Below are 20,079 nucleotides of genomic sequence, written 5' to 3'. Positions count from 1 at the left end.
AAATCGAATAAACCTTAATAATTAAACAACAAAATTATGAAAAATTTAGCACAAAGCAAGTATAGTTCAGCACTTGAAACTGTAAGAAATCTAAAAGAAAAATATGGCAATTCTTGGAATGCAATTAATTCTGAAAATGCAGCAAGAATGGTGGCTCAAAATCGTTTTAAAACAGGATTAGATATTGCAAAATATACTGCTGCAATTGTAAGAAAAGATATGGCTGAATATGATGCAGATAATTCTAACTATACACAATCTTTAGGTTGTTGGCATGGGTTTGTGGCGCAACAAAAAATGATTGCTGTAAAAAAACATCATAAAACTACAAATAAAAGGTATTTATATCTTTCAGGATGGATGGTTGCAGCTTTGCGTTCAGAATTTGGTCCCTTACCAGATCAATCTATGCACGAAAAAACTGCAGTAGCTTCATTAATTGAAGAGATTTATGATTTTTTACGTCAAGCAGATGCTATTGAACTGAATGATTTATTTCGAAGATTAGAAAATGGTGAAAATGTGCAAAATGAAATTGATAATTTTGATTCTCATATAGTACCTATAATTGCTGATATTGATGCAGGTTTTGGTAATGAAGAAGCAACTTATTTATTAGCTAAAAAAATGATTCAAGCTGGAGCTTGTGCTATTCAAATAGAAAATCAAGTTTCTGATGCAAAACAATGTGGACATCAAGATGGAAAAGTAACTGTGCCTCATGAAGATTTTATCGCCAAATTAAATGCAATCAGATATGCGTTTTTAGAATTGGGAGTAGATGATGGAATTATAGTAGCAAGAACAGATTCTGAAGGAGCAGGATTAACGCAAAAATTACCAGTAAGTCAAGAACCTGGAGATTTAGCTTCACAATATTTAGCTTTTGTAGATGCAGAAGAAATTACAATAAAACAAGCTAAAGAAGATGATGTTTTGATAAAAAGAGGAGGGAAGTTGCTACGTCCAATTAGATTAGCAAACGGATTGTACAAATTTAAAGAAGGTTCTAATATTGACAGGGTAGTTTTAGATTGTATTACAAGTTTACAAAATGGAGCAGATTTATTATGGATAGAAACGCCTACTCCAAACGTAAAACAAATAGCAGCTATGGTTAATAGGGTTAGAGAAGTTGTACCCAATGCAAAATTGGTGTATAATAACTCGCCATCATTTAATTGGACATTAAATTTTAGGCAACAAGTGTATCAAGAAATGTTATTAGATGGTTTTGATGTTATGCATTATGATAAAAATAATTTAATGGATGAAAAGTACGATGGTACTTATTTGTGCAAAAGAGCTGATGAAAAAATTAGAACTTTTCAGATGGATGGAGCTAAAGAAGCAGGAATTTTCCATCATTTAATTACTTTGCCAACTTACCATACAACTGCTTTGCATATGAATGATTTAACTGAAGGTTATTTTGGTGAAGATGGAATGCTTGCTTATGTAAAAGGTGTACAAAGACAAGAAATTAGAAAGGGAGTTGCTTGTGTAAAACATCAAAGAATGGCAGGTTCTGATTTAGGAGACGACCACAAATCCTTTTTTGCTGGAGACAAGGCATTAAAAGCTGGTGGTGCAAAAAATACTTCGAATCAGTTTGAAGTGAAAAAAACTGTTAAAAAGCAAAAAGCAAAAATCGCAAAGGTTGCTTGATAGAAATTGTTCTTTGCTGAATTTATTTGGTAGAATGTTAAGGCTATATTTTAATATAGCCTTATTCTTTTAATAGAGAAAAATTACCTTTTCTATCTATCATTGGTTTAGTGATATCTGTTGGTTTTAAAACAATTTGATACCAATAATCGCCATTATTTAGCTGTTTACCATTGTAGGTTCCATCCCAACCTAGATTTTGATTACTAGATTTGTATATTAATTTTCCATATCTATTGAAAATTGTCATTATACTTTCAGAATAAAACAAAGCATCTACACCTTTTACAGACCAAGTATCATTTTCTCCATCATTATTAGGTGTAAAGAATTTAGGAAACTGGATTACAGAAATTAATAATTCTGATATTCCACAACCATTTTTATTCTCTACAATTAATTTATAAACACCACCTGTAATGTTTGTAAAAATATTACTTTCTTGTGGAAATTTTACAATTTGTCCATTTTTAGTTTCTAATGAATATAGATATTCTTCTGGGTTTAAAGGATCTTGAGGAATATTAACTGTAACACTTAAATTATTAGAGTTAGATATGTTAATTTCATCTGTTATAACTACAAAACTTTCGTCCAAAATTGCAGGGTTTGATTGTTTTACTGAAATAGTTCTTGATTTTGAACAAACCGTACTATTTTTTGTATAAGCTGTTACTGTATAATTACCACCGCCATTTATTAGTTGATCTTGATTTTCACCTAATTTATTACCATTTTCATCTTCCCAAATATATCTATAATCTCCCTTTGGATTTTCTGCCATCAATGAAAAAGGTAAGTTTTTTGAACAAACTAATATTGGATCATTAGGAGATTCTCCTTTAACAGTAAATTGAGGAACTTCGCTTGTTTTTAAAAATAGTTTTCCTAAACCTTCACAATCGTTATTATTTTTGTTTTTAATTTTAATAAAAATGGTTTGATTAAAAGCAAAAGAAGTATCACTATTATTTCTATGTCTAGATATATCTGGAATTGCATTTATTGCTCCATCTCTATCAGCAATAGTTTCATAAAAAAATACCTCTATATCATTTGGGTTAGGAAATAAATTCTTTATTTCTTGTGCTGCACTGCTGAAATTAAAAGTTGTAATACCATCAGTTTCTGAATTTAAAATAGTATTGTTACCATCAGCATCAAGAAAGTCGTCACATTCTTCAAAAGTTTTGTCATAAGCAACGTCACTTACAAAAGTTGCTGTTATTTCTATTTTTGATATAGTATAACAGTCCTTATCAGAAACTGTTCTTACCCAAGCTTCTGCAGTTCTATTTACGGGATATTTTAGTTTATCAATTACTTGATTTGAAATACCACCAGCTACTGCTTTTGTTTCAGTTTCATAATATTCAAAAGTAACACTGGTATCAGTAGAAATATTGATTTCAGCTTCTGTGAGATTTATAGTTGTTATTTCATTAGGATTGTCTGCACATTGATTTAATTGTATAATACTATTTAGAATAATAGGTTTAGGGTTTACAGTTAATGTAATTGAATTTGAAGTTGTAGTACAGGCATTTCCTACTCTTCGTAGAAGAACTCTATATTGATAATTGTTATAGCTTAAAGGAGTATTTGTTATTTGCAAAGTATTGCTGGTTGTACCAGAATAAATTACATTATCTGTAATTACATTCCAAGTTACACCATCTATAGATGTTGCCCATTCAAAATTATCTGCTGTACTTTCTATAGTTATTGTGTTTGTATCTAATTCACAAAAAGTTGTATTTTCAAATTTAGTAATTGTGATTGGGGCACTAGTAGTGTACTCTGAATTTGGAATTGTATAACCATTAGTGGTATTTATGACTTTTCCATTTATGTCTACCTGAACTGGAATATCCCCAAGAAAACCATCAGTATTGACATCAGTAAAACCAGCTTCTGTTACATCAAAACAATTATCATTATCTGCATCATTATCTATAAAATTGAAAATATCATCAGCATCTGTATCTCTTATTGTATAATTTATTATCAAGTTTAAATCTTCTAATCTATCATCTAAACCATTTTTATTTATATCAATAAAACCATCAATAACACCATTAAAATTAGTATCTAAATTATGACCACTTTCTGTGGAATCAAAAATTCCATCATTATCAGCATCATAATCTATATAGTTTTTAATATTGTCGTTGTCTGTATCTAAATTTGTTGAAATACTATCAAACACATCATCCAAACCGTCTAAATTTGCATCTGAATTTGTGAGTGTTATCTGGCTTCCATAGGCATCATAAATATCAGGAATTCCATCATTATCTGAATCTAAATCAAACATATTTTCAATTCCATCTCCATCAGAATCCAGAGAAAAACAAGTAATGTTGAAATTTCCTCTAAAAGTTGATGCTGAAGTCAATCCATTTGAGGCGTGTTCAAAAGTGATGGAACTAACTTGATTTGCAAGAAACTCAAAAGTGCTTGCAGTTCCAGAAACATTCGTACTGTACTTAAAACGGATTTCTGATGCTGATATTTGTGTAACACCAGATTCAAAAATATTATCAAAATTAGTATCCACTAATAGATTATTATCAGGATTTAAAAGTGTGATATTTTTATCATTTGAACCTACTTTTAAAATGAAAAATTCATCATCTAAATTATTGTGTGTTCCAGTATTGTTCTGCCTCAAAACAAAATTGATATTCTGTGAGAAGTCTAATGTATATGTGTTTTTTGAGTTTGCAGAAGTAGGAGAGAGGACGCTTTCAAAATTACCATTATTAGTACCAGTAAAAGTATTAATTGCATTATTGGAAACTAAATTGGCTGCTGTAATAATATTCTTTTCAGCTCCATCAGCTAAAATAATTTTTGGGTTGTTTAAATTTGAAATATCCAAGTTCGCATCTCCTAAAGATTCATCACAATTTAAAATTCCATCATTATCAATATCAACATCTAAATTGTCAATAATAAAATCACCATCAAAATCGTCAGGACAAATACTTACAGGTATTTCGACTGATTCAAAAGTTGTATTTGTACAAGTAATAGTTCCTATTAATCTGTATCTACCTGGTTCTGATGAGATTGGTTTATAGTTAGTATTTGTACTTCTTTCTTCCCAAGTTGAAGTTGTTTCATTAAAAAATTCCCATTTAATGCTATCAAATAAATCTGTATTTGCGGCTTGTAAAGTTACATTAGGAATACAATTACCGAGTGCAGTAACTGTTTTGTTAAAATTTATTTCAGGATTTGAAGGAAATCCAGAATAAAAACTTCCAGAACTTGCAGCCCCATTTTGATTAAAATAGGCACAATATAGTTCTTGATTACTTTCTATAGATATATTTCCTTGTAAGTTTATTAGTTTATAGGTTACATAATTAGGGTTACCATCCACATTAAAAGGACCAGAAGGAGTAAAGGTTTGTGTTTCTGATTGTATATTTATTGTTGCTCCTTTATTTGCAACGATTGTAATTCCTCCAGAAAAGTTAATATTACCAATATTCTGAATTTCTGGTATATTGTTTATGTTTCCTCTGTTCTCACAACTTAATGGTGGTACAAAAAATAATCCTTGGTTAGCTTCATTGTTATTAGCTCCAATACCTTGATAAGCAAAAACAGGTTTAGAAGTTTCTACAAATAGATTTCCATTTGCATTATATTCATCACCTTCAATAAGAGCATATTCCCCAGCATTAATTGTAGCAAAGTTTACTGAACCATTTAATGTTATTGATGTGTTGTCTTCATGTGCAACAATTAAAACATTTTCCCAACTGTTAGAACCATCACCTTTAACAAAGATGTATTCATTGCCTATTTTAGATAATCCTACAATTTGATCTATTCCATAATCTCTTCCACCACCATTATGAAAACTACCATTCGCTGAACCCAAGTTGGTAACAATAGGTTTATCAGAATTAATTAATGTACCTATTAAACCATCTCTATTAATGGTGCTTTCTGATGAATTTGCAGCAATAATATAACTTTCGCCTTCGTTTAAAATAATATTTATTGGTAAAGTACCAGAGTAGTTTTTTAATAATATTCCATTATCCAAATCAGAAAACGTAATACTAGTATTATCTTCAGTAGCCATTACAGAAATAAAACTCAAATAGTTAGTTTGTGGGTTTTCATTGGTAAACATACCAGCTCTAAAAGTAGTGCCAAGTGCTGAACTACCTTTGCTAACTAATGCACCTGCTTGTGCACTTCCTCCTGCCTGTATTCTTAAAGAAACGTAAATAACATCATCAGATTCAATTATATACCCATTACTTGTTAAAATTTTACCAGCCTCTGATGAGGGTGCAAATAATTGAGTATTACCAGTACCAATAAAAATTTCTTGTGGGTTATTATTAGATACATTACCAGTAATATTTTGAGATACAGGTTGACCTAATGCTTTAATGGTATAGTTAACATTTTTAGTACTAGGTGTAGATATATAAAAATATTGATTCTCTGGATTTGCATTCCCAAAACCAGCATAAGTTAATGGTGGTATATAATGGGTTTTACTCAGTTGGCTATAGCTCTTATAGAAAACCAAAGAGAATATGAGAATGCAAAAAATACGTTTTAAATTCAATTAGTTACTATTATTAAATACTATTTGCTAAAAATAACAAGAAAAGATGACTCTTATTTTATTTAGACCTAGTTTATTTAAAATAGTTTAAATATTAAAAGAAATTTTACAAATCTCTTTTTAATAATAATTTATAGGATAAAAAGATAAAAAGAAACGTCCAAAAAGAAACGATAGCGACTGTGGAGAAATCAACAGAATAGGTTTTAGTAAAACTTTCGCCCATAGTATTTGCAGCAGATCTTACAGCACCTAGTCTAGAAAAAGGTTCTTTTATTAGATTGGTCATAGACTCTAAAGGTAAAAACTGCATAAAATTGTCAACAATATTAGATGTTTTTTCATTTTCATTAAATTTCCAAAAGAGAAAACCTCTAAACATATTTTCTATTATCAGCCAAACAAACATAGCACCAACTGCAAAAGCAGAGCGTTTTACCAAAATACCAAGAAATAGGCCAAAAGAGAAAAAACCAACTAGTTTTATAAAAAACGCTACTAAATATTCTAAATCAGAAACTATGATTGCAAATTCATTATAATCAGAATAAAATAACCCTAATACTAAAGAAACTACAAATACGAAAACTGTTGAAATTGCTGCAAAAGCAATAACTGTATAAAATTTTGATAAAATAAATTCTTTTTTACTTAAACCATCTATTAAATTTTGCTTTAATGTTTTATAACTGTATTCATTACTCATCATAGATACAATTACCAACAGTAAAAAGAATTTTAAAATAGCAGCTATATAGGTGTTAAAGTGCCATATATAAGGAAAGTTGAAAATACCTGCATCTGCTAAATGTAATTTAAAATCTCCAAATTCAAATTTAATCGCAGCAATTAAAGCTATTGAAGTTAGTAAACCAAAGTAAATAATAGACAATATTTTACTGGCTTTATTAAATCTTAACTTGTGAAATTCTATAGTAAGTAGTCTTAACATGACTTTTATTTTTGGTTAGTTGTTTTTGGTTAAATCTAAAAATTGTTGCTCTAGGCTAGGTTTACGTTTTACTAAATGTGATAAAACAAAACCTTTCTCAAACAAAAAAGAATTCATTTCTGTTGCAGAAATACTATTACGTAAAGTTGCAATAATGGTTTCATGATCTTTAGTAACATTAAGAATTGCCTCATGATTTTTTAATAATTTTAATAAATTATCTTCATTTTTATCTACCTTTAATTCAAATAAACCATTAGAAGCTGTCATTTCATCAACTCTACCAGAATATAATTTTATACCTTTTCTAATCACAACTACATGACTACATACTTTTTCAACTTCATCTAAAAGATGCGAAGCCAACAAAATTGTGGTTCCATTAGCTGCAATTTTTTTGATGATTTGTCTTATTTCATGAATTCCTTGTGGATCTAATCCATTTGTGGGTTCATCTAAAATTAAAATTTCAGGATCATTTAATAATGCTGATGCAATTGCTAAACGTTGTTTCATACCTAAAGAGTAGGTTCTGAATTTACTGTTTCTGCGTTCGTAAAGATTTACAACTTTTAGTTTTTCATCAATTTTATCTGTTGATGTACCTTTAATCTTACAAATTAATGACAAGTTTTGGGTAGCTGTCATATATGGATAAAAGTTAGGTCGCTCAATAATAGCTCCCACTTTCTTTAAAGCTTCATGTGTTGATAATTTTCCATCAAACCAAGAGAATTCTCCAGCTGTTCTGTTTACTACATTTAGAATAATTCCTAATGTTGTAGATTTTCCACTTCCATTTGGTCCAAGAATTCCATAAACATTTCCTTTTTGAATATCAAAAGATAAATTGTTTACAGCATGTACTTTACCATATTTTTTATCAAGATTTTTGAGTGATAAGATTGTTTCCAAGTAAGTTGATTTAGTCGGTTATAAAAAGTAAGACGATTAATTTACGAATTTGTTACTGAAAAAAGTTGGTAGTAAAAGGATTTTAAAAAAATATTAATTAGTCTGCAGACTAATATTCATTAAAATCAAAGTCATCAAAAATATCGAATTCATCATCATCATCTTTTCCAAAATCTTCAGCAATAAATTCTTTTTTTGGAGCTTCAGTAGGAATTTCTCCAACACTTAAAATAGTTTTTGGTAAGTTAGTTTTTTGTTCAGTAGAAATTTCAACTACATCTACATAAAATGTCCACATATTTAGAAAATCATATACATAAATTAGCTTATCATTTTCTTTAAATAAAGTTTCTTTTAGAATACAAGTTTGCATAGAGATGCCTTCACCAGCTTCAGCCATATTAAAAAGTGGAATTTCTTCTCCTTGGTTCCATTCATCATCAGTTCTGTAAAAGGATGCCATTTCTTGCCCTTCAAACCCAAAAGCTTTCGAAATTATGATGTGTAATGTTTCTAAATTTATAGTGTCATCAACCAGAATTGTTCTAATAACATCTTCTTTTGTGTCTAAAATAACTCTTATTTTGTACATATTCTACTGCTAATTTCAATGACAAAAATACAATATTTTATGCGTATTTTTACTTTTTAAATTCTTGTTGATGGATAAATCTAAAACACTAATAGCCTTAAATAGTTTAAATAGTAATACACTGATGGAAACCTTAAATATTGAATTTACTGATGTTGGTAATGATTATTTGGTGGCTAAAATGCCTGTAAATTCTAAAGTGTATCAACCTTATGGAATTTTACATGGAGGTGCTACTGCAGCACTAGCTGAAACTGTTGGGAGTTGTGCTTCAGCTTTTTTTATTGATAGAAAAACTCAAATTGTAAAAGGAATTGAGTTAAGCATCAATCATTTAAAAAGTAAAAAGGAAGGAGTTGTTTTTGGTGTGGCTAAACCCATTCATAAAGGTAGAACCACACATTTATGGGAGATTAAAATTATTGATGAAGAAGATAACTTAATCTCTATCTGCAAGTTAACAAATATAGTTTTAGATAAAAAAGTAGAAAAATAAGCTATTGGATATATTTAGTAAAATAGAAAAGGCATATCAAAATCAGATGCCATTTGTGGTATATAGAAAACCTAATATTCATATAATTTCTGGTTTTTTTATGAATACTAAACAACTCTGTTTTACAAACTCTTTTACAGAAAATGGTTTTGTTTTCGCTCCTTTTGACAGTAATGATGCAGTTATTCTTATCCCTTCTAATCAGTCTAGTTATTTTAAAGAAAAACTTAATTTAGAACTTATAAATCATAATACTAAAGAAGTTTTTTTAGATGATGATGTTTCTAAACTGAATCATATAAGAATAGTTGAAGAAGCTATACAAACAATAGATACAAGTGATTTAAAAAAGATAGTTATTTCTAGAAAAGAGAAAGTTCAATTATCTAGTTTTAATTTAATAACTATTTATAAAAAATTATTGCAAAACTATAATAATGCGTTTGTGTATGTTTGGTTTCATCCTAAAATAGGACTATGGCTTGGAGCTACTCCAGAAACCTTATTAAATATAAATGATTTAGCTTTTAAAACGATGTCTTTGGCTGGTACACAATTGTATACTAATACAGAGAAAGTTACTTGGCAGAAAAAAGAATTAGAAGAACAACAATTGGTTACTGATTTCATTAAAAATCAATTAGAAACGATTTCTTCTAAATTAAAAATAGATAAAACTGAAACAGTAAAAGCTGGAAACTTACTGCATTTAAGAACAAAAGTAGAAGGAATGTTAAGTTCTAATGCATCATTAAAACTTCTAATAAGAGCCTTACACCCAACACCAGCAGTTTGTGGTTTACCTAGAGATTTAGCTAAATCTTTTATTTTAGAAAATGAAAATTACAACCGTAAATTTTATACTGGTTTTTTGGGCGAAATCAATTTATCTAATACAGACAACTTAAAGAAAACTTCTGATTTGTATGTAAACTTACGTTGTATGGAAATAGAAAATTCTGTTGCTAATATTTATGTTGGTGGAGGCATAACTTCTGATAGTGAATCTATAAAAGAGTGGCAAGAAACTGTATCTAAAAGCAAAACCATGAAACGCGTTTTATTTTAAAATACCTAATTGTAGGTAGTTCTTTACTGTTTGATATATAGTTATTTAGCAAAATAAATAAAACTATATATCATGAAAAAATCACTACTACTAGCATCACTTTTTTTTAGCTTATTAAGTTTTGCTCAAAAAAGAAATACTGTTATAGAAATAGATTTAAGCGAACCTAAAAAAGAAACAATAACAGTAAAAAACGGAGGTAAAAAAGATAATGTACAAGTAAATCAATTAGAATTTCATTACAAAAACTCACTTTCCTTTAATTTTATCAATGGAAACCCATTAAAATACACTTATAAAATAAAAAATAATTTAGTAAATATTTTTGAAGAATCTAATCTAAATATTTTTGATAAGTCTCAAATTTCTCCTAAAGTAGAAGCTCAAATAAAAGCAGATATAATAGAAGCAGATAGTATAACATTGAATGAAAAGAAAAAAGTAGTTCAAACTTTTATAGTCCAAGACTATTTTAAAAATTTCAATATTAATAATATCGAAATTAATAGTACATCTAATAACTTTTCTGAACTTTCTAAAAAAAACAAACCTCAAAAAGCGATTGTTGATGTTAATTACTTATTGTCAAGTATAAGAAAACAAAACAAAAAAATTGTATCAGATAAATTAAATACACTTGCAGATAAATCAAAAAATTTAGACAATCAAATAACTTTATTTATACAAAATAGTAAAGTTCAAAAATCATTAGATAAAGATGATTTTGAGTCACAAAGGGATGTGTTTTATGTTGAATATGTTAATATAGTTTCTGAATATAAAGTTCTTGAAAAAATTATTACTGAAAAAGAACTAATAAATGCTGAAAATTTAAAAAAAATAAAAAGTAACGAAGAAATTAATTCAAAAATTGAAGAAAATCTTAAAATACTTTTTAAAGTAAATTTTGACAACTATTCTTTACCTATTGATGTAACAGGAAAAAATATTGATTTGGTTGAAGTGACTTTAGAAATTTATGATAAAGAAAAGAATGAATTAATTGAGTCACATCCTTACAGAATATGGATTAGAGGAGGTATAAAGATTGATGTAAGTGGAGGTTTATATTTTACTTCACTAGTTGATGATGAATTTTTTACAGAGGATGATCCAAACAATACAGATGAAAAAATTATTAGACAAAAAGATTTAGGTAAATTTGATTTTGGTTTTGGTTCATTACTTAATATAAGATTTAGAAACGGAAAGGATTATACTCTAGTAGCTAATGTAGGAGCTATGTTAAAAGCAGATCAAGATTTTCAGTTTTTAACAGGTTTAGGATTATCTTTTGGAAGAGATGAAAGATTAATATTTAATGCTGGTTTAGCTATGGGTAGAGTTGATAGACTTCAAAGTAACTTACAAGTAGGAAACTCTTATAATTTAGGAGATTCTAATACTGTTTCAGTAGTAAAAAAGTTTGATATAGGTTGTTTCTTTGGTGTTTCTTATAATTTTAGTAAACCTAAAAGCGATAAATCAAAAACTGAATAGTAAATACTTAAAAAAACTAAAAAACCGTAAGCATAAATAAATGCTTACGGTTTTACGTGTAAAATTGAATTTGAATTGAATTTGTAATCTAAAACCTAGATAAGTTTTAAAAATAGTATTTAAATATCATCAAAAGAAACGTCTGTAAAACTTTCAGTTGACTTATCTGTAGTAGTTGTATCTTCTTTCTTAAAATCTTTTTGATGTCGCTCACTGATTACTTCATCTCCTTTTTCAGTAATAATATAATCTGTAGCTTTTTTTAGCATTTCTTGAAAATCAGAAAAATCTTCTTTATAAAGATAAATTTTATGTTTTTGATAATGGAAAGAACCATCATCATGCGTAAATTTTTTACTTTCTGTAATTGTTAAATAATAATCGTCTGCTTTTGTTGCTCTTACATCAAAAAAATAAGTTCTTCTTCCTGCTCTTAAGACTTGCGAAAAAATCTCTTCCTGTTCAACTCTCTCTGCCATAATTCTCTTTAAATAGTAGTTATCGTATTATAAGTTATAAACACAAATCTAATAAAATATTTTACGTAGCAACGTTAAACCTTAAATTTCTTTTTCTAAAAGTTGTTGTTGATATAAATCTTTGTAGTATCCTTTTTCTGTTATTAATTGATTATGAGTTCCTTGCTGTATAATCTTACCATCATCTAATACTATAATTTTATCTGCATTTTTTGCAGAAGAAACTCGATGACTAATAATAAAAGTAGTTTTGTTTTTAGAAACTCGTTCTAAATTAGAGAGTATTTTTTCTTCAGTTTCTGTATCAACAGCAGATAAACAATCATCAAAAATTAAAATTTTAGGTTGTTTAATAATTGCTCTTGCAATAGATACACGTTGTTTTTGACCTCCAGAAAGTGTTACTCCACGTTCACCTAAAATGGTTTTGTATCCTTTAGGAAAATCGATAATATTTTTATGTACATCTGCATTTTTTGCAGCATTTATAATTTCGTCTTCAGTGGCATCTTCTTTACCAAATTTAATATTATTTTCAATGGTATCAGAAAACAAAAATGGATCTTGAGGTACAAAGCCTATTTGATTTCTAATTGCATCTAAATTTCCTTGTTCAATAGGTTTGTCATCTAATAAGATTTCTCCTTCAGTAACATCATACAGCCTAGAAATCAGTTCAATTATTGTAGATTTTCCTGAACCTGTTTTCCCTAAAATGGCTAGAGTTTCTCCCTCGTTTACTATAAAACTAATATTTTTTAAAGCAGTAATGTTAGTATCATCATAAGTAAAAGTTACATTTTTAAAAGTAATTTTACCATTTATTTCTGTAAGTTCTTGATTGTTGTTTGTAATTTCTGGCTCTTCTTGCAAAAACTCATTTATTCTTGCTTGTGATGCTTCTGCTTGTTGTATCATAGACGTAACCCAGCCAACAACAGCAACTGGCCATGTAAGAATATTTACATACATAATAAATTCTATAATAACTCCAGATTGAATTTCACCATTAATATATTGTAAGCCTCCAATATAAATAACAATTAAGTTACTAATTCCAATTAGTAAAATCATCAATGGAAAAAATAAGGCATTTGCTTTTTGTAGATTGATGTTTTTCTGTTTACTCTCATCAGCAATCTGATCAAAATCTTTAATGATTGAAGCCTCAATTCCATAAGATTTTACCACATTTATCCCAGAAAAAAACTCTTGATTATACGTAGTTAGTTTAGACAAGTATTGCTGAACAATAGTACTTCTTTTATGAATTACCTTACTCAATATAAAAATTGATATTGATAAAAGTGGAAAAGGTATAAGTGTATACAAAGTAAGCTTTGGATCTACACGTACCATTTGTGTAAAACCAACTACAAAAAGCACAATCATATTCATACTATACATAATAGCTGGCCCAACATACATTCTTACTTTAGAAACATCTTCGCTAATTCTATTCATTAAATCGCCAGTTCTGTTCTTTTTATAGAAGTTTAAAGATAATCTTTGGTATTGTTGATAAATCTCATTTTTAAGGTCAAATTCAATCAATCTAGAAGTAACAATAATAGTTTGTCTCATTAAAAAAGTGAAAAAGCCACCCAATAAAGCCACACCAATAATAAGTAGTACATTTATTAAAAGTTGATGCTTAACTTCTTCTAAATTTGTAATATTTTCTTTTAGATAATCTTCAACAACGTTAAAAGAATTTCTTATGAGTTTAGGTACTTGTAGCGTAAGTATTTTAGATAAAATAGTAATTAACAGCCCTATAATTATTCGCCATTTATATTTAGAAAAATATTTATTTAAATACTGTAGTGCTTTCAAAGAAAATTTGGTTAAAAATAAATTACGAAGATACAAGTTTAAAAAAGATTATAAATCTTAAAAAAGAACTAAAAAAAGGTATTTAGAAAACTAAATAATACTACTTTTGCATCTTAAAATGAAGAAAATATAGTTAAGTTCTTACCATGATTAACAGAAGACATATAAGAGTAAAAGTGATGCAATCTGTGTATGCTATTCAACAATCTCATAATGATGATCTTATTAAAGAAGAAAAATTTTTAAAGTTTAGTATTTTAAAAATGTTCGATTTATATGTCTTAAACTTTCTGTTGATTATAGAAGTGCAGAAGTTGGCAGCTAAAAAAATAGCACTTTCTAAAAAGAAAATTTTAGCTACTAAAGAAGATTTACAGCCAAACACCAAGTTTTTAAACAATAGATTAATCAACACTGTTAAAGAAAGTATCAGTGTAGAAAGTTATGCAACAATAAACAATCTAAATAATTGGGAATTAGATGATGAGTATGTAAAGATTATTTTTGATGAACTTCAAAAAAGCACACTATATAGTCGGTATTTAGACACAGTTGAAGATTCTTTTAAGGTTGATAAATCTTTCGTAATCGACTTTTTTAAAGAAATTATTGCTCCAAATGAAAAATTAGCAGATTATTATGAAGACAAGATGATTTCTTGGGTTGATGATATTCCGTTTGTAAATACTTGGGTTTTGAGAACTTTAAGTAAGTGTAAAAACGGTAAAACATTTATGTTAGGTAGTTTGTATAAAGATAAAGATGATGAAGATTTTGTATCAGACTTGTTCAAAAAAACAGTTTTAAAAAGTGATAAATACGAACAGGATATCATTGATAAAACTCCTAATTGGGAGTTAGATAGAATTGCTGATGTAGATATGATTTTAATAAAAATGGCTATTACAGAGTTTGTAAATTTCCCCTCAATACCTGTAAGAGTTACGATTAATGAATACATAGAGTTAGCAAAAGGATATTCTACAACTAAAAGTAGCTATTTTATTAATGGTGTATTAGATAAAATTTCAAAAGAGTTTCAAAAAGATAAAAGAATCGTTAAAATTGGCAGAGGCTTGCTATAATGCATTGCACTAGCCAATTAATTTGTTATTTTTACAAAAATTTTAAAAGATGAAAAAAATATCAATTTTAATAATTTGCGTTTTAACAGTTAGCATTTTAGCTTCTTGTGGTAATAGCAATGCAACTGCAAAAATAAACAAAGCCAATCTTGAAAAAGCTAAAACAAGAGATGTTGAAATAAAAAATGGAGCAGCTTCTATTTCTTTTGATTCAAACGTATATGATTTTGGAACTGTAAATGAAGGTGATATTATAGAAACTACATTTAAGGTAACAAATTCAGGCAATACAGATTTAGTGATTACAGACGCACAAGTTACTTGTGGTTGTACAGTACCTGTTTGGCCAAAAAAGCCAATTAAACCAGGGCAAACAGAAGATGTTAAAGTTAAATTTAACACCTTTGGTAAAAGTAACAGACAACAAAAAAATATTACTTTAATAACAAATACTGAAACAGGTAGAGAAATTTTAACTCTAAAAGGTATGGTAACTCCAAAAGCAAAATAATTCATGATTTCTTCAATAATATTACAAGACGCTTCAGGTACTTTAGCGAGTATGCTTCCTTTTTTAGCAATGATTGCAGTTTTATACTTTTTTATGTTAAGACCACAAATGAGAAAACAAAAAAAGGAAAAATCTTTCCAATCTGAAATCAAGAGAGGTACAAAAGTGGTAACCTCTAGTGGAATACATGGTAAAATTTCAGATATTAATACAAACGATAATACAGTAACTATAGAAACTGGAGCTGGTAAAATTAAGTTTGAGCGTTCTGCTATTTCAATGGAGTTAAGTAAAAAATACTTATCACCAGTTAAGAAATAATTTTTTAAAATATATATTTTGAGCTTTTATTGAAACATATAAAAGCTCATTTTTTTTGTCTCAAACTTTTCATTAGATTGCATAAAATTTCAAATTAAAAAGGTGAGAACACAAAGAAATATACCAAAAGCTTTTATTGGTTTTTTAATTGCATCGTTTTTAATTTGGTTATTAATTACTTTCTCAAAAGAATACAATACAACTATCACTTTTCCTGTTACTTATGTAAATATTCCGCAAAATAAATTATTACAAAGTGTACCAGTAAAACAACTTAATATTTTTATTAAAGGTAGTGGTTTTAAAATTTTAAAAACAAAAATTTTAACCCCAAATTTAAAACTAGATGTTTCTAATCTTCAAAGAAAACAAAAGTCTAAATTTTATCTTTTACCCTTTAGCCAGCAATCAAAAATAGCAAATCAAATAGCAACTGGATTACAAATAAAACAATTTGAATTAGATACCATTTTCTTAAACATAGGTGTGTTAACATCAAAAAAAATAAAACTTAAAGCAAACACAGATATAACGTATCATATTGGTTACGATTTATTAGATGATATATCAATAAAGCCAGATTCAATCGTAGTTTCTGGAACAAAAATGCAGTTAGATAGTATAAAGCAAATAGAATTAAGTAAATTAACTTTAAAAGATGTGAAATCTAATTTTTCAGAAAGTGTTAAAATAGTAAAACCTAAAGGAGTAAATAATTTAAAATTTAGTACAAGTTTTGCAGAAATTTCTGGTAAAGTAGATAAGTTCACAGAAGGTAAATTAGAGATACCTTTTTTGGTAAAGAATTTACCAAATAATACAAACCTAACAACATTATCTGAAAGTGTTGAAATAAGTTATGTAGTTGCATTATCTAATTTTTCAAAAGTAAATATAAATTCATTTAAAGTTGAATGCGATTTTTTAACATCACAAGATAATAATTTAAGCTACTTGATACCAAAACTAGTAACCAAACCTAGTTTTATAAAGAGCTATAAAATTGTACCACTAAAAATAGATTTCTTAATTCAAAAATAATGCTATGATTATTGGTTTAACAGGTGGTATTGGTAGTGGTAAATCTACAATTGTAAAAATCTTTTCTAATTATAAAAATATAGCAGTTTATATTGCAGATGTTGAAGCAAAAAAACTAATGAATTCTTCTAGTTTTATTAAAGAAAAATTAATTTATTTATTTGGAAATGAATCATATAAAGAAGGTAAATTAAATAGAGATTTTATTTCTAATATTGTTTTTAATGATAAAAATAAACTAAAAGAACTCAATGCTATTGTGCATCCAGAGGTTAGAAATCACTTTAAAAACTTTGTAGCAAACAATAAAAATAAAACTTATATTATTTATGAAAGTGCTATTTTATTTGAATCTAAAACAAATCAGTTTTGCGATTTTGTAATTACAGTTTATCTAGATTTAGAAACAAGAATTAATAGAATTGTTGCTAGAGATAATACTACAAAAGAAAAGGTTTTAACTAGAATAAATAACCAATGGAAAGAAGAAAAAAAATTACTCCAATCAAACTACATTATTTACAATAAAGAATTAGAATATTCTAAAGTTAAGGTAAATAAAATTCATAATATTTTAACAAAAAAGAAGGTTTTCTTTTAGCTATTCTTATTGTTTTTGTTAAATTACTCTTAAAATTCTACTTTTATTGTTAATCAACGTTAAAAACGTTAATTGCAATTTTTATATAGCTTAAATTTGATTTATGAGCAAAAAAATGTTCGTTCTTATTGTAGCTTTAATGAGTATATCTCTAATAGGGATTATTGCTGTACAACTCTATTGGATTAACAATGCAGTAGAGAGTAAAAAAGAGCAATTTGAGAATGATGTTATCAAATCTTTGGGTAGTGTTACTCAAAGAATTAATGAAAGTGAACAAATGTCTTTAGACAGAGAATATGAAGGTGTTTTACAAAATAAAATAGCACCTGATGAAGCTCAAATTAAAAATTTCTTATTTCAAGAGATTGATACAATCAATAATCAAAAATTTACTTATGGTGGTACAATTTTAGAAGAAAACTTTAAAATGCCTACCGATTTTTTAGATAATGATACTATTATTATTAAAAGAATTACAAGTAAAAATGATTTTTCTCAATCTACTTTAATAAAAGGACCAGATAATTTATTTGCATCTACAGATGAGAAAAGATATTCATTTACCAGACGATTAAAAAATATAGAAAGAAGCGAATTTGCAGAATTTTACAAAAATATAAGTAGTTCAAAGCCAATCCACCAAAGATTAAGTAATAGAGAGTTAAATGCAACAATTAAGGATGAATTACAAAAAAGAGGTATTAATTTAAACTTTAAGTATGGAGTATACACCAATGATGGTTTAGCTACAAAATTAAAATCTGGTTACTACACCATTAATACTAAAGAAAGTTATGAATATCCTTTGTTTTTAAATTTTGACAATAACCCTAAATATTTACTTTACGTAACATTTCCTACTAAAAATAAACATATTCTATCTGGTATTTCAGGAATTTTACTTTTGTCTTTATTTTTTATTTTCATCATTATAATTGCATTTTCTAGTTCTTTATATCAGCTAATACAACAAAAGAAAATATCTGAAGTAAAAACAGACTTCATAAATAACATGACTCATGAGTTTAAAACACCAATAGCAACTATAAATTTGGCTTTAGACTCTATTAAAAATCCGAAAATTATTAATGATAACGATAAAGTAAAGCGTTACATAAAAATGATTCGAGATGAAAATAAAAGAATGCATACACAAGTAGAAAATGTATTAAGAATCTCTAAATTAGAGAAAAATCAAATAGATATTAGTAAGGAAACTATTGATATGCACGACATTATTGAAGAAGCAATTAGTCATGTAGATTTATTAGTTAAAGATAGAGGAGGAGAAATAAAATTGTATTTTAAAGCAATTGTATCAGAAATATCAGGGAATGAATTTCACCTAAAAAATGGAGTTGTTAACATGTTAGAAAATGCTATTAAATACTCTAAAGAAGCTCCAAAAATTGATGTATTTACTGAAAGCACCAATAAGTTTTTTGTCATAAAAATAAAAGACGAAGGAATAGGAATGAGTAAAAATGCTCAAAAATATGTTTTCGATAAATTTTATAGAGAACAGAAAGGAAACATACATGATGTAAAAGGACATGGTTTAGGTTTAGCTTATGTTAAAGAAATTGTAGATAAACATCATGGAACAGTATTTGTGGAAAGTGAAAAAGGAAAAGGAAGCATATTTACAGTGAAATTACCTTTAATTTAAAAGTATAAAAATGGGAAGTAAAAAAATTTTATTAGTAGAAGACGATCCAAATTTTGGAACTGTTTTAAAAGATTATTTAGCATTGAACGATTATAATGTTACACATGCAAAAGATGGTATAGAAGGTCTCATCATGTTTAAAAACAGCGACTATGATCTTTGTATATTAGATGTAATGATGCCACGTAAAGATGGTTTTTCTTTGGCTCAAGATATTAGAAGTACTAACAAAGAAATACCTATTATCTTTTTAACAGCAAAAACCTTAAAAGAAGACGTTTTAAGAGGATATTCTGTAGGAGCAGACGATTATTTAAACAAGCCTTTTGATTCTGAAGTATTATTACATAAGATTAAAGCAATTTTACAAAGAAAAGAGACAGATAAAACTGCTGAATCAGAGCAATTTGAGTTTAAGATTGGGTCATTTTTCTTTAATTCTAAATTAAGACATTTATCTGTTGGTGAAGAAGGTGAACCATCAAAATTATCACCAAAAGAAAGTAAATTATTAAGAATGCTAGCCATTCATAAAAATGATTTAATGCCTCGTGAATTGGCACTTACAAAAATCTGGAGAGATGACAATTATTTTACATCTAGAAGTATGGATGTTTATATTGCTAAATTAAGAAAGTACCTAAAAGAAGATGAAAATGTAGAAATTTTAAACATTCATGGTGAAGGTTTTAGATTGGTAGACAAATCATAAGAAGCAAGTACTTTTCCCAAATTAAA

Annotated in this window: 17 protein-coding genes; 11 read left to right on the top strand and 6 right to left on the bottom strand. The window is 27.4% G+C overall.

Going from position 1 to position 20,079, the window contains the following annotated elements; genetic code table 11:
- Positions 1-36: 36 nt before the first annotated feature.
- A complete protein-coding gene (locus tag BTO18_RS04585; protein ID WP_105015099.1) occupies positions 37-1,668 on the top strand; it encodes an isocitrate lyase in 1,632 nt (543 codons plus the stop codon).
- A 61-nt stretch (positions 1,669-1,729) separates the two neighbouring features.
- On the opposite strand, the gene BTO18_RS04580 is transcribed toward BTO18_RS04585, so the two are convergent.
- The 4 genes from BTO18_RS04580 to BTO18_RS04565 form a co-directional block, all read right to left on the bottom strand.
- The gene (locus tag BTO18_RS04580; RefSeq protein WP_105015098.1) at positions 1,730-6,232 is read right to left on the bottom strand and encodes a T9SS type B sorting domain-containing protein; all 4,503 of its coding nucleotides are present in this window, start codon (positions 6,230-6,232) and stop codon (positions 1,730-1,732) included.
- Positions 6,233-6,377: 145 nt separating this feature from the next.
- Positions 6,378-7,223 (bottom strand): ABC transporter permease, encoded by an 846-nt coding sequence (locus tag BTO18_RS04575; protein WP_105015097.1) that lies wholly within the window; start codon positions 7,221-7,223, stop codon positions 6,378-6,380.
- A 15-nt stretch (positions 7,224-7,238) separates the two neighbouring features.
- The gene (locus tag BTO18_RS04570) at positions 7,239-8,138 is read right to left on the bottom strand and encodes an ABC transporter ATP-binding protein (protein ID WP_105015096.1); all 900 of its coding nucleotides are present in this window, start codon (positions 8,136-8,138) and stop codon (positions 7,239-7,241) included.
- Between the two features lie 109 nt (positions 8,139-8,247).
- Positions 8,248-8,730: an IS1096 element passenger TnpR family protein gene (locus tag BTO18_RS04565; protein WP_105015095.1), complete on the bottom strand. Its 483-nt coding sequence runs from the start codon at positions 8,728-8,730 to the stop codon at positions 8,248-8,250.
- A gap of 70 nt (positions 8,731-8,800) precedes the next feature.
- On the opposite strand from BTO18_RS04565, the gene BTO18_RS04560 reads away from it, so the two are divergent.
- The 3 genes from BTO18_RS04560 to BTO18_RS04550 all read left to right on the top strand — a co-directional run bounded on the left by BTO18_RS04560 (position 8,801) and on the right by BTO18_RS04550 (position 11,795).
- Complete coding sequence (locus BTO18_RS04560; protein WP_105015094.1) at positions 8,801-9,226, top strand: PaaI family thioesterase; 426 nt, start codon at positions 8,801-8,803, stop codon at positions 9,224-9,226.
- Between the two features lie 4 nt (positions 9,227-9,230).
- Complete coding sequence (locus BTO18_RS04555) at positions 9,231-10,295, top strand: isochorismate synthase (protein WP_226789003.1); 1,065 nt, start codon at positions 9,231-9,233, stop codon at positions 10,293-10,295.
- Positions 10,296-10,367: 72 nt separating this feature from the next.
- Positions 10,368-11,795 carry a hypothetical protein gene (locus tag BTO18_RS04550; protein ID WP_105015092.1) on the top strand — a complete coding sequence of 476 codons (1,428 nt, stop codon included), beginning with the start codon at positions 10,368-10,370 and terminating at the stop codon, positions 11,793-11,795.
- A gap of 119 nt (positions 11,796-11,914) precedes the next feature.
- Here the strand turns inward: BTO18_RS04550 and BTO18_RS04545 are convergent, their stop codons facing one another.
- Together BTO18_RS04545 and BTO18_RS04540 are read right to left on the bottom strand one after the other, a co-directional pair.
- Complete coding sequence (locus tag BTO18_RS04545) at positions 11,915-12,274, bottom strand: PUR family DNA/RNA-binding protein (protein ID WP_105015091.1); 360 nt, start codon at positions 12,272-12,274, stop codon at positions 11,915-11,917.
- A gap of 81 nt (positions 12,275-12,355) precedes the next feature.
- On the bottom strand, positions 12,356-14,110 hold the full coding sequence (locus BTO18_RS04540) for an ABC transporter ATP-binding protein (protein ID WP_105017497.1): 1,755 nt from the start codon (positions 14,108-14,110) through the stop codon (positions 12,356-12,358).
- A gap of 146 nt (positions 14,111-14,256) precedes the next feature.
- On the opposite strand from BTO18_RS04540, the gene nusB reads away from it, so the two are divergent.
- The 7 genes from nusB (at position 14,257) to BTO18_RS04505 (ending at position 20,053) form a co-directional block, all read left to right on the top strand.
- Positions 14,257-15,195: a transcription antitermination factor NusB gene (gene nusB / locus BTO18_RS04535; protein WP_105015090.1), complete on the top strand. Its 939-nt coding sequence runs from the start codon at positions 14,257-14,259 to the stop codon at positions 15,193-15,195.
- 49 nt (positions 15,196-15,244) lie between these two features.
- On the top strand, positions 15,245-15,706 hold the full coding sequence (locus BTO18_RS04530; RefSeq protein ID WP_105015089.1) for a DUF1573 domain-containing protein: 462 nt from the start codon (positions 15,245-15,247) through the stop codon (positions 15,704-15,706).
- 3 nt (positions 15,707-15,709) lie between these two features.
- The gene (gene yajC, locus BTO18_RS04525; protein ID WP_105015088.1) at positions 15,710-16,027 is read left to right on the top strand and encodes a preprotein translocase subunit YajC; all 318 of its coding nucleotides are present in this window, start codon (positions 15,710-15,712) and stop codon (positions 16,025-16,027) included.
- A 102-nt stretch (positions 16,028-16,129) separates the two neighbouring features.
- Positions 16,130-17,068 carry a YbbR-like domain-containing protein gene (locus BTO18_RS04520; protein WP_105015087.1) on the top strand — a complete coding sequence of 313 codons (939 nt, stop codon included), beginning with the start codon at positions 16,130-16,132 and terminating at the stop codon, positions 17,066-17,068.
- 4 nt (positions 17,069-17,072) lie between these two features.
- Positions 17,073-17,669, top strand: coding sequence for a dephospho-CoA kinase (coaE, locus tag BTO18_RS04515; protein WP_105015086.1), 597 nt, complete (start codon positions 17,073-17,075; stop codon positions 17,667-17,669).
- Between the two features lie 103 nt (positions 17,670-17,772).
- On the top strand, positions 17,773-19,341 hold the full coding sequence (locus BTO18_RS04510) for a sensor histidine kinase (protein ID WP_105015085.1): 1,569 nt from the start codon (positions 17,773-17,775) through the stop codon (positions 19,339-19,341).
- A 10-nt stretch (positions 19,342-19,351) separates the two neighbouring features.
- Complete coding sequence (locus tag BTO18_RS04505; RefSeq protein ID WP_105015084.1) at positions 19,352-20,053, top strand: response regulator transcription factor; 702 nt, start codon at positions 19,352-19,354, stop codon at positions 20,051-20,053.
- The last annotated feature ends 26 nt before the right edge of the window (positions 20,054-20,079 follow it).

The sequence above is a fragment of the Polaribacter porphyrae genome (assembly GCF_002954685.1).
Taxonomy (GTDB): Bacteria; Bacteroidota; Bacteroidia; order Flavobacteriales; family Flavobacteriaceae; genus Polaribacter; species Polaribacter porphyrae.
This window is presented reverse-complemented; position numbering and strand designations above follow the sequence as displayed.

Coding starts and splice junctions, on each gene's coding strand:
- BTO18_RS04585 (WP_105015099.1), top strand. CDS start 37: ATGAAAAATTTAGCACAAAGCAAGTATAGTTCAGCACTTGAAACTGTA.
- BTO18_RS04575 (WP_105015097.1), bottom strand. CDS start 7,223: ATGTTAAGACTACTTACTATAGAATTTCACAAGTTAAGATTTAATAAA.
- BTO18_RS04565 (WP_105015095.1), bottom strand. CDS start 8,730: ATGTACAAAATAAGAGTTATTTTAGACACAAAAGAAGATGTTATTAGA.
- BTO18_RS04560 (WP_105015094.1), top strand. CDS start 8,801: ATGGATAAATCTAAAACACTAATAGCCTTAAATAGTTTAAATAGTAAT.
- BTO18_RS04550 (WP_105015092.1), top strand. CDS start 10,368: ATGAAAAAATCACTACTACTAGCATCACTTTTTTTTAGCTTATTAAGT.
- BTO18_RS04545 (WP_105015091.1), bottom strand. CDS start 12,274: ATGGCAGAGAGAGTTGAACAGGAAGAGATTTTTTCGCAAGTCTTAAGA.
- nusB (WP_105015090.1), top strand. CDS start 14,257: ATGATTAACAGAAGACATATAAGAGTAAAAGTGATGCAATCTGTGTAT.
- BTO18_RS04530 (WP_105015089.1), top strand. CDS start 15,245: ATGAAAAAAATATCAATTTTAATAATTTGCGTTTTAACAGTTAGCATT.
- yajC (WP_105015088.1), top strand. CDS start 15,710: ATGATTTCTTCAATAATATTACAAGACGCTTCAGGTACTTTAGCGAGT.
- coaE (WP_105015086.1), top strand. CDS start 17,073: ATGATTATTGGTTTAACAGGTGGTATTGGTAGTGGTAAATCTACAATT.
- BTO18_RS04510 (WP_105015085.1), top strand. CDS start 17,773: ATGAGCAAAAAAATGTTCGTTCTTATTGTAGCTTTAATGAGTATATCT.
- BTO18_RS04505 (WP_105015084.1), top strand. CDS start 19,352: ATGGGAAGTAAAAAAATTTTATTAGTAGAAGACGATCCAAATTTTGGA.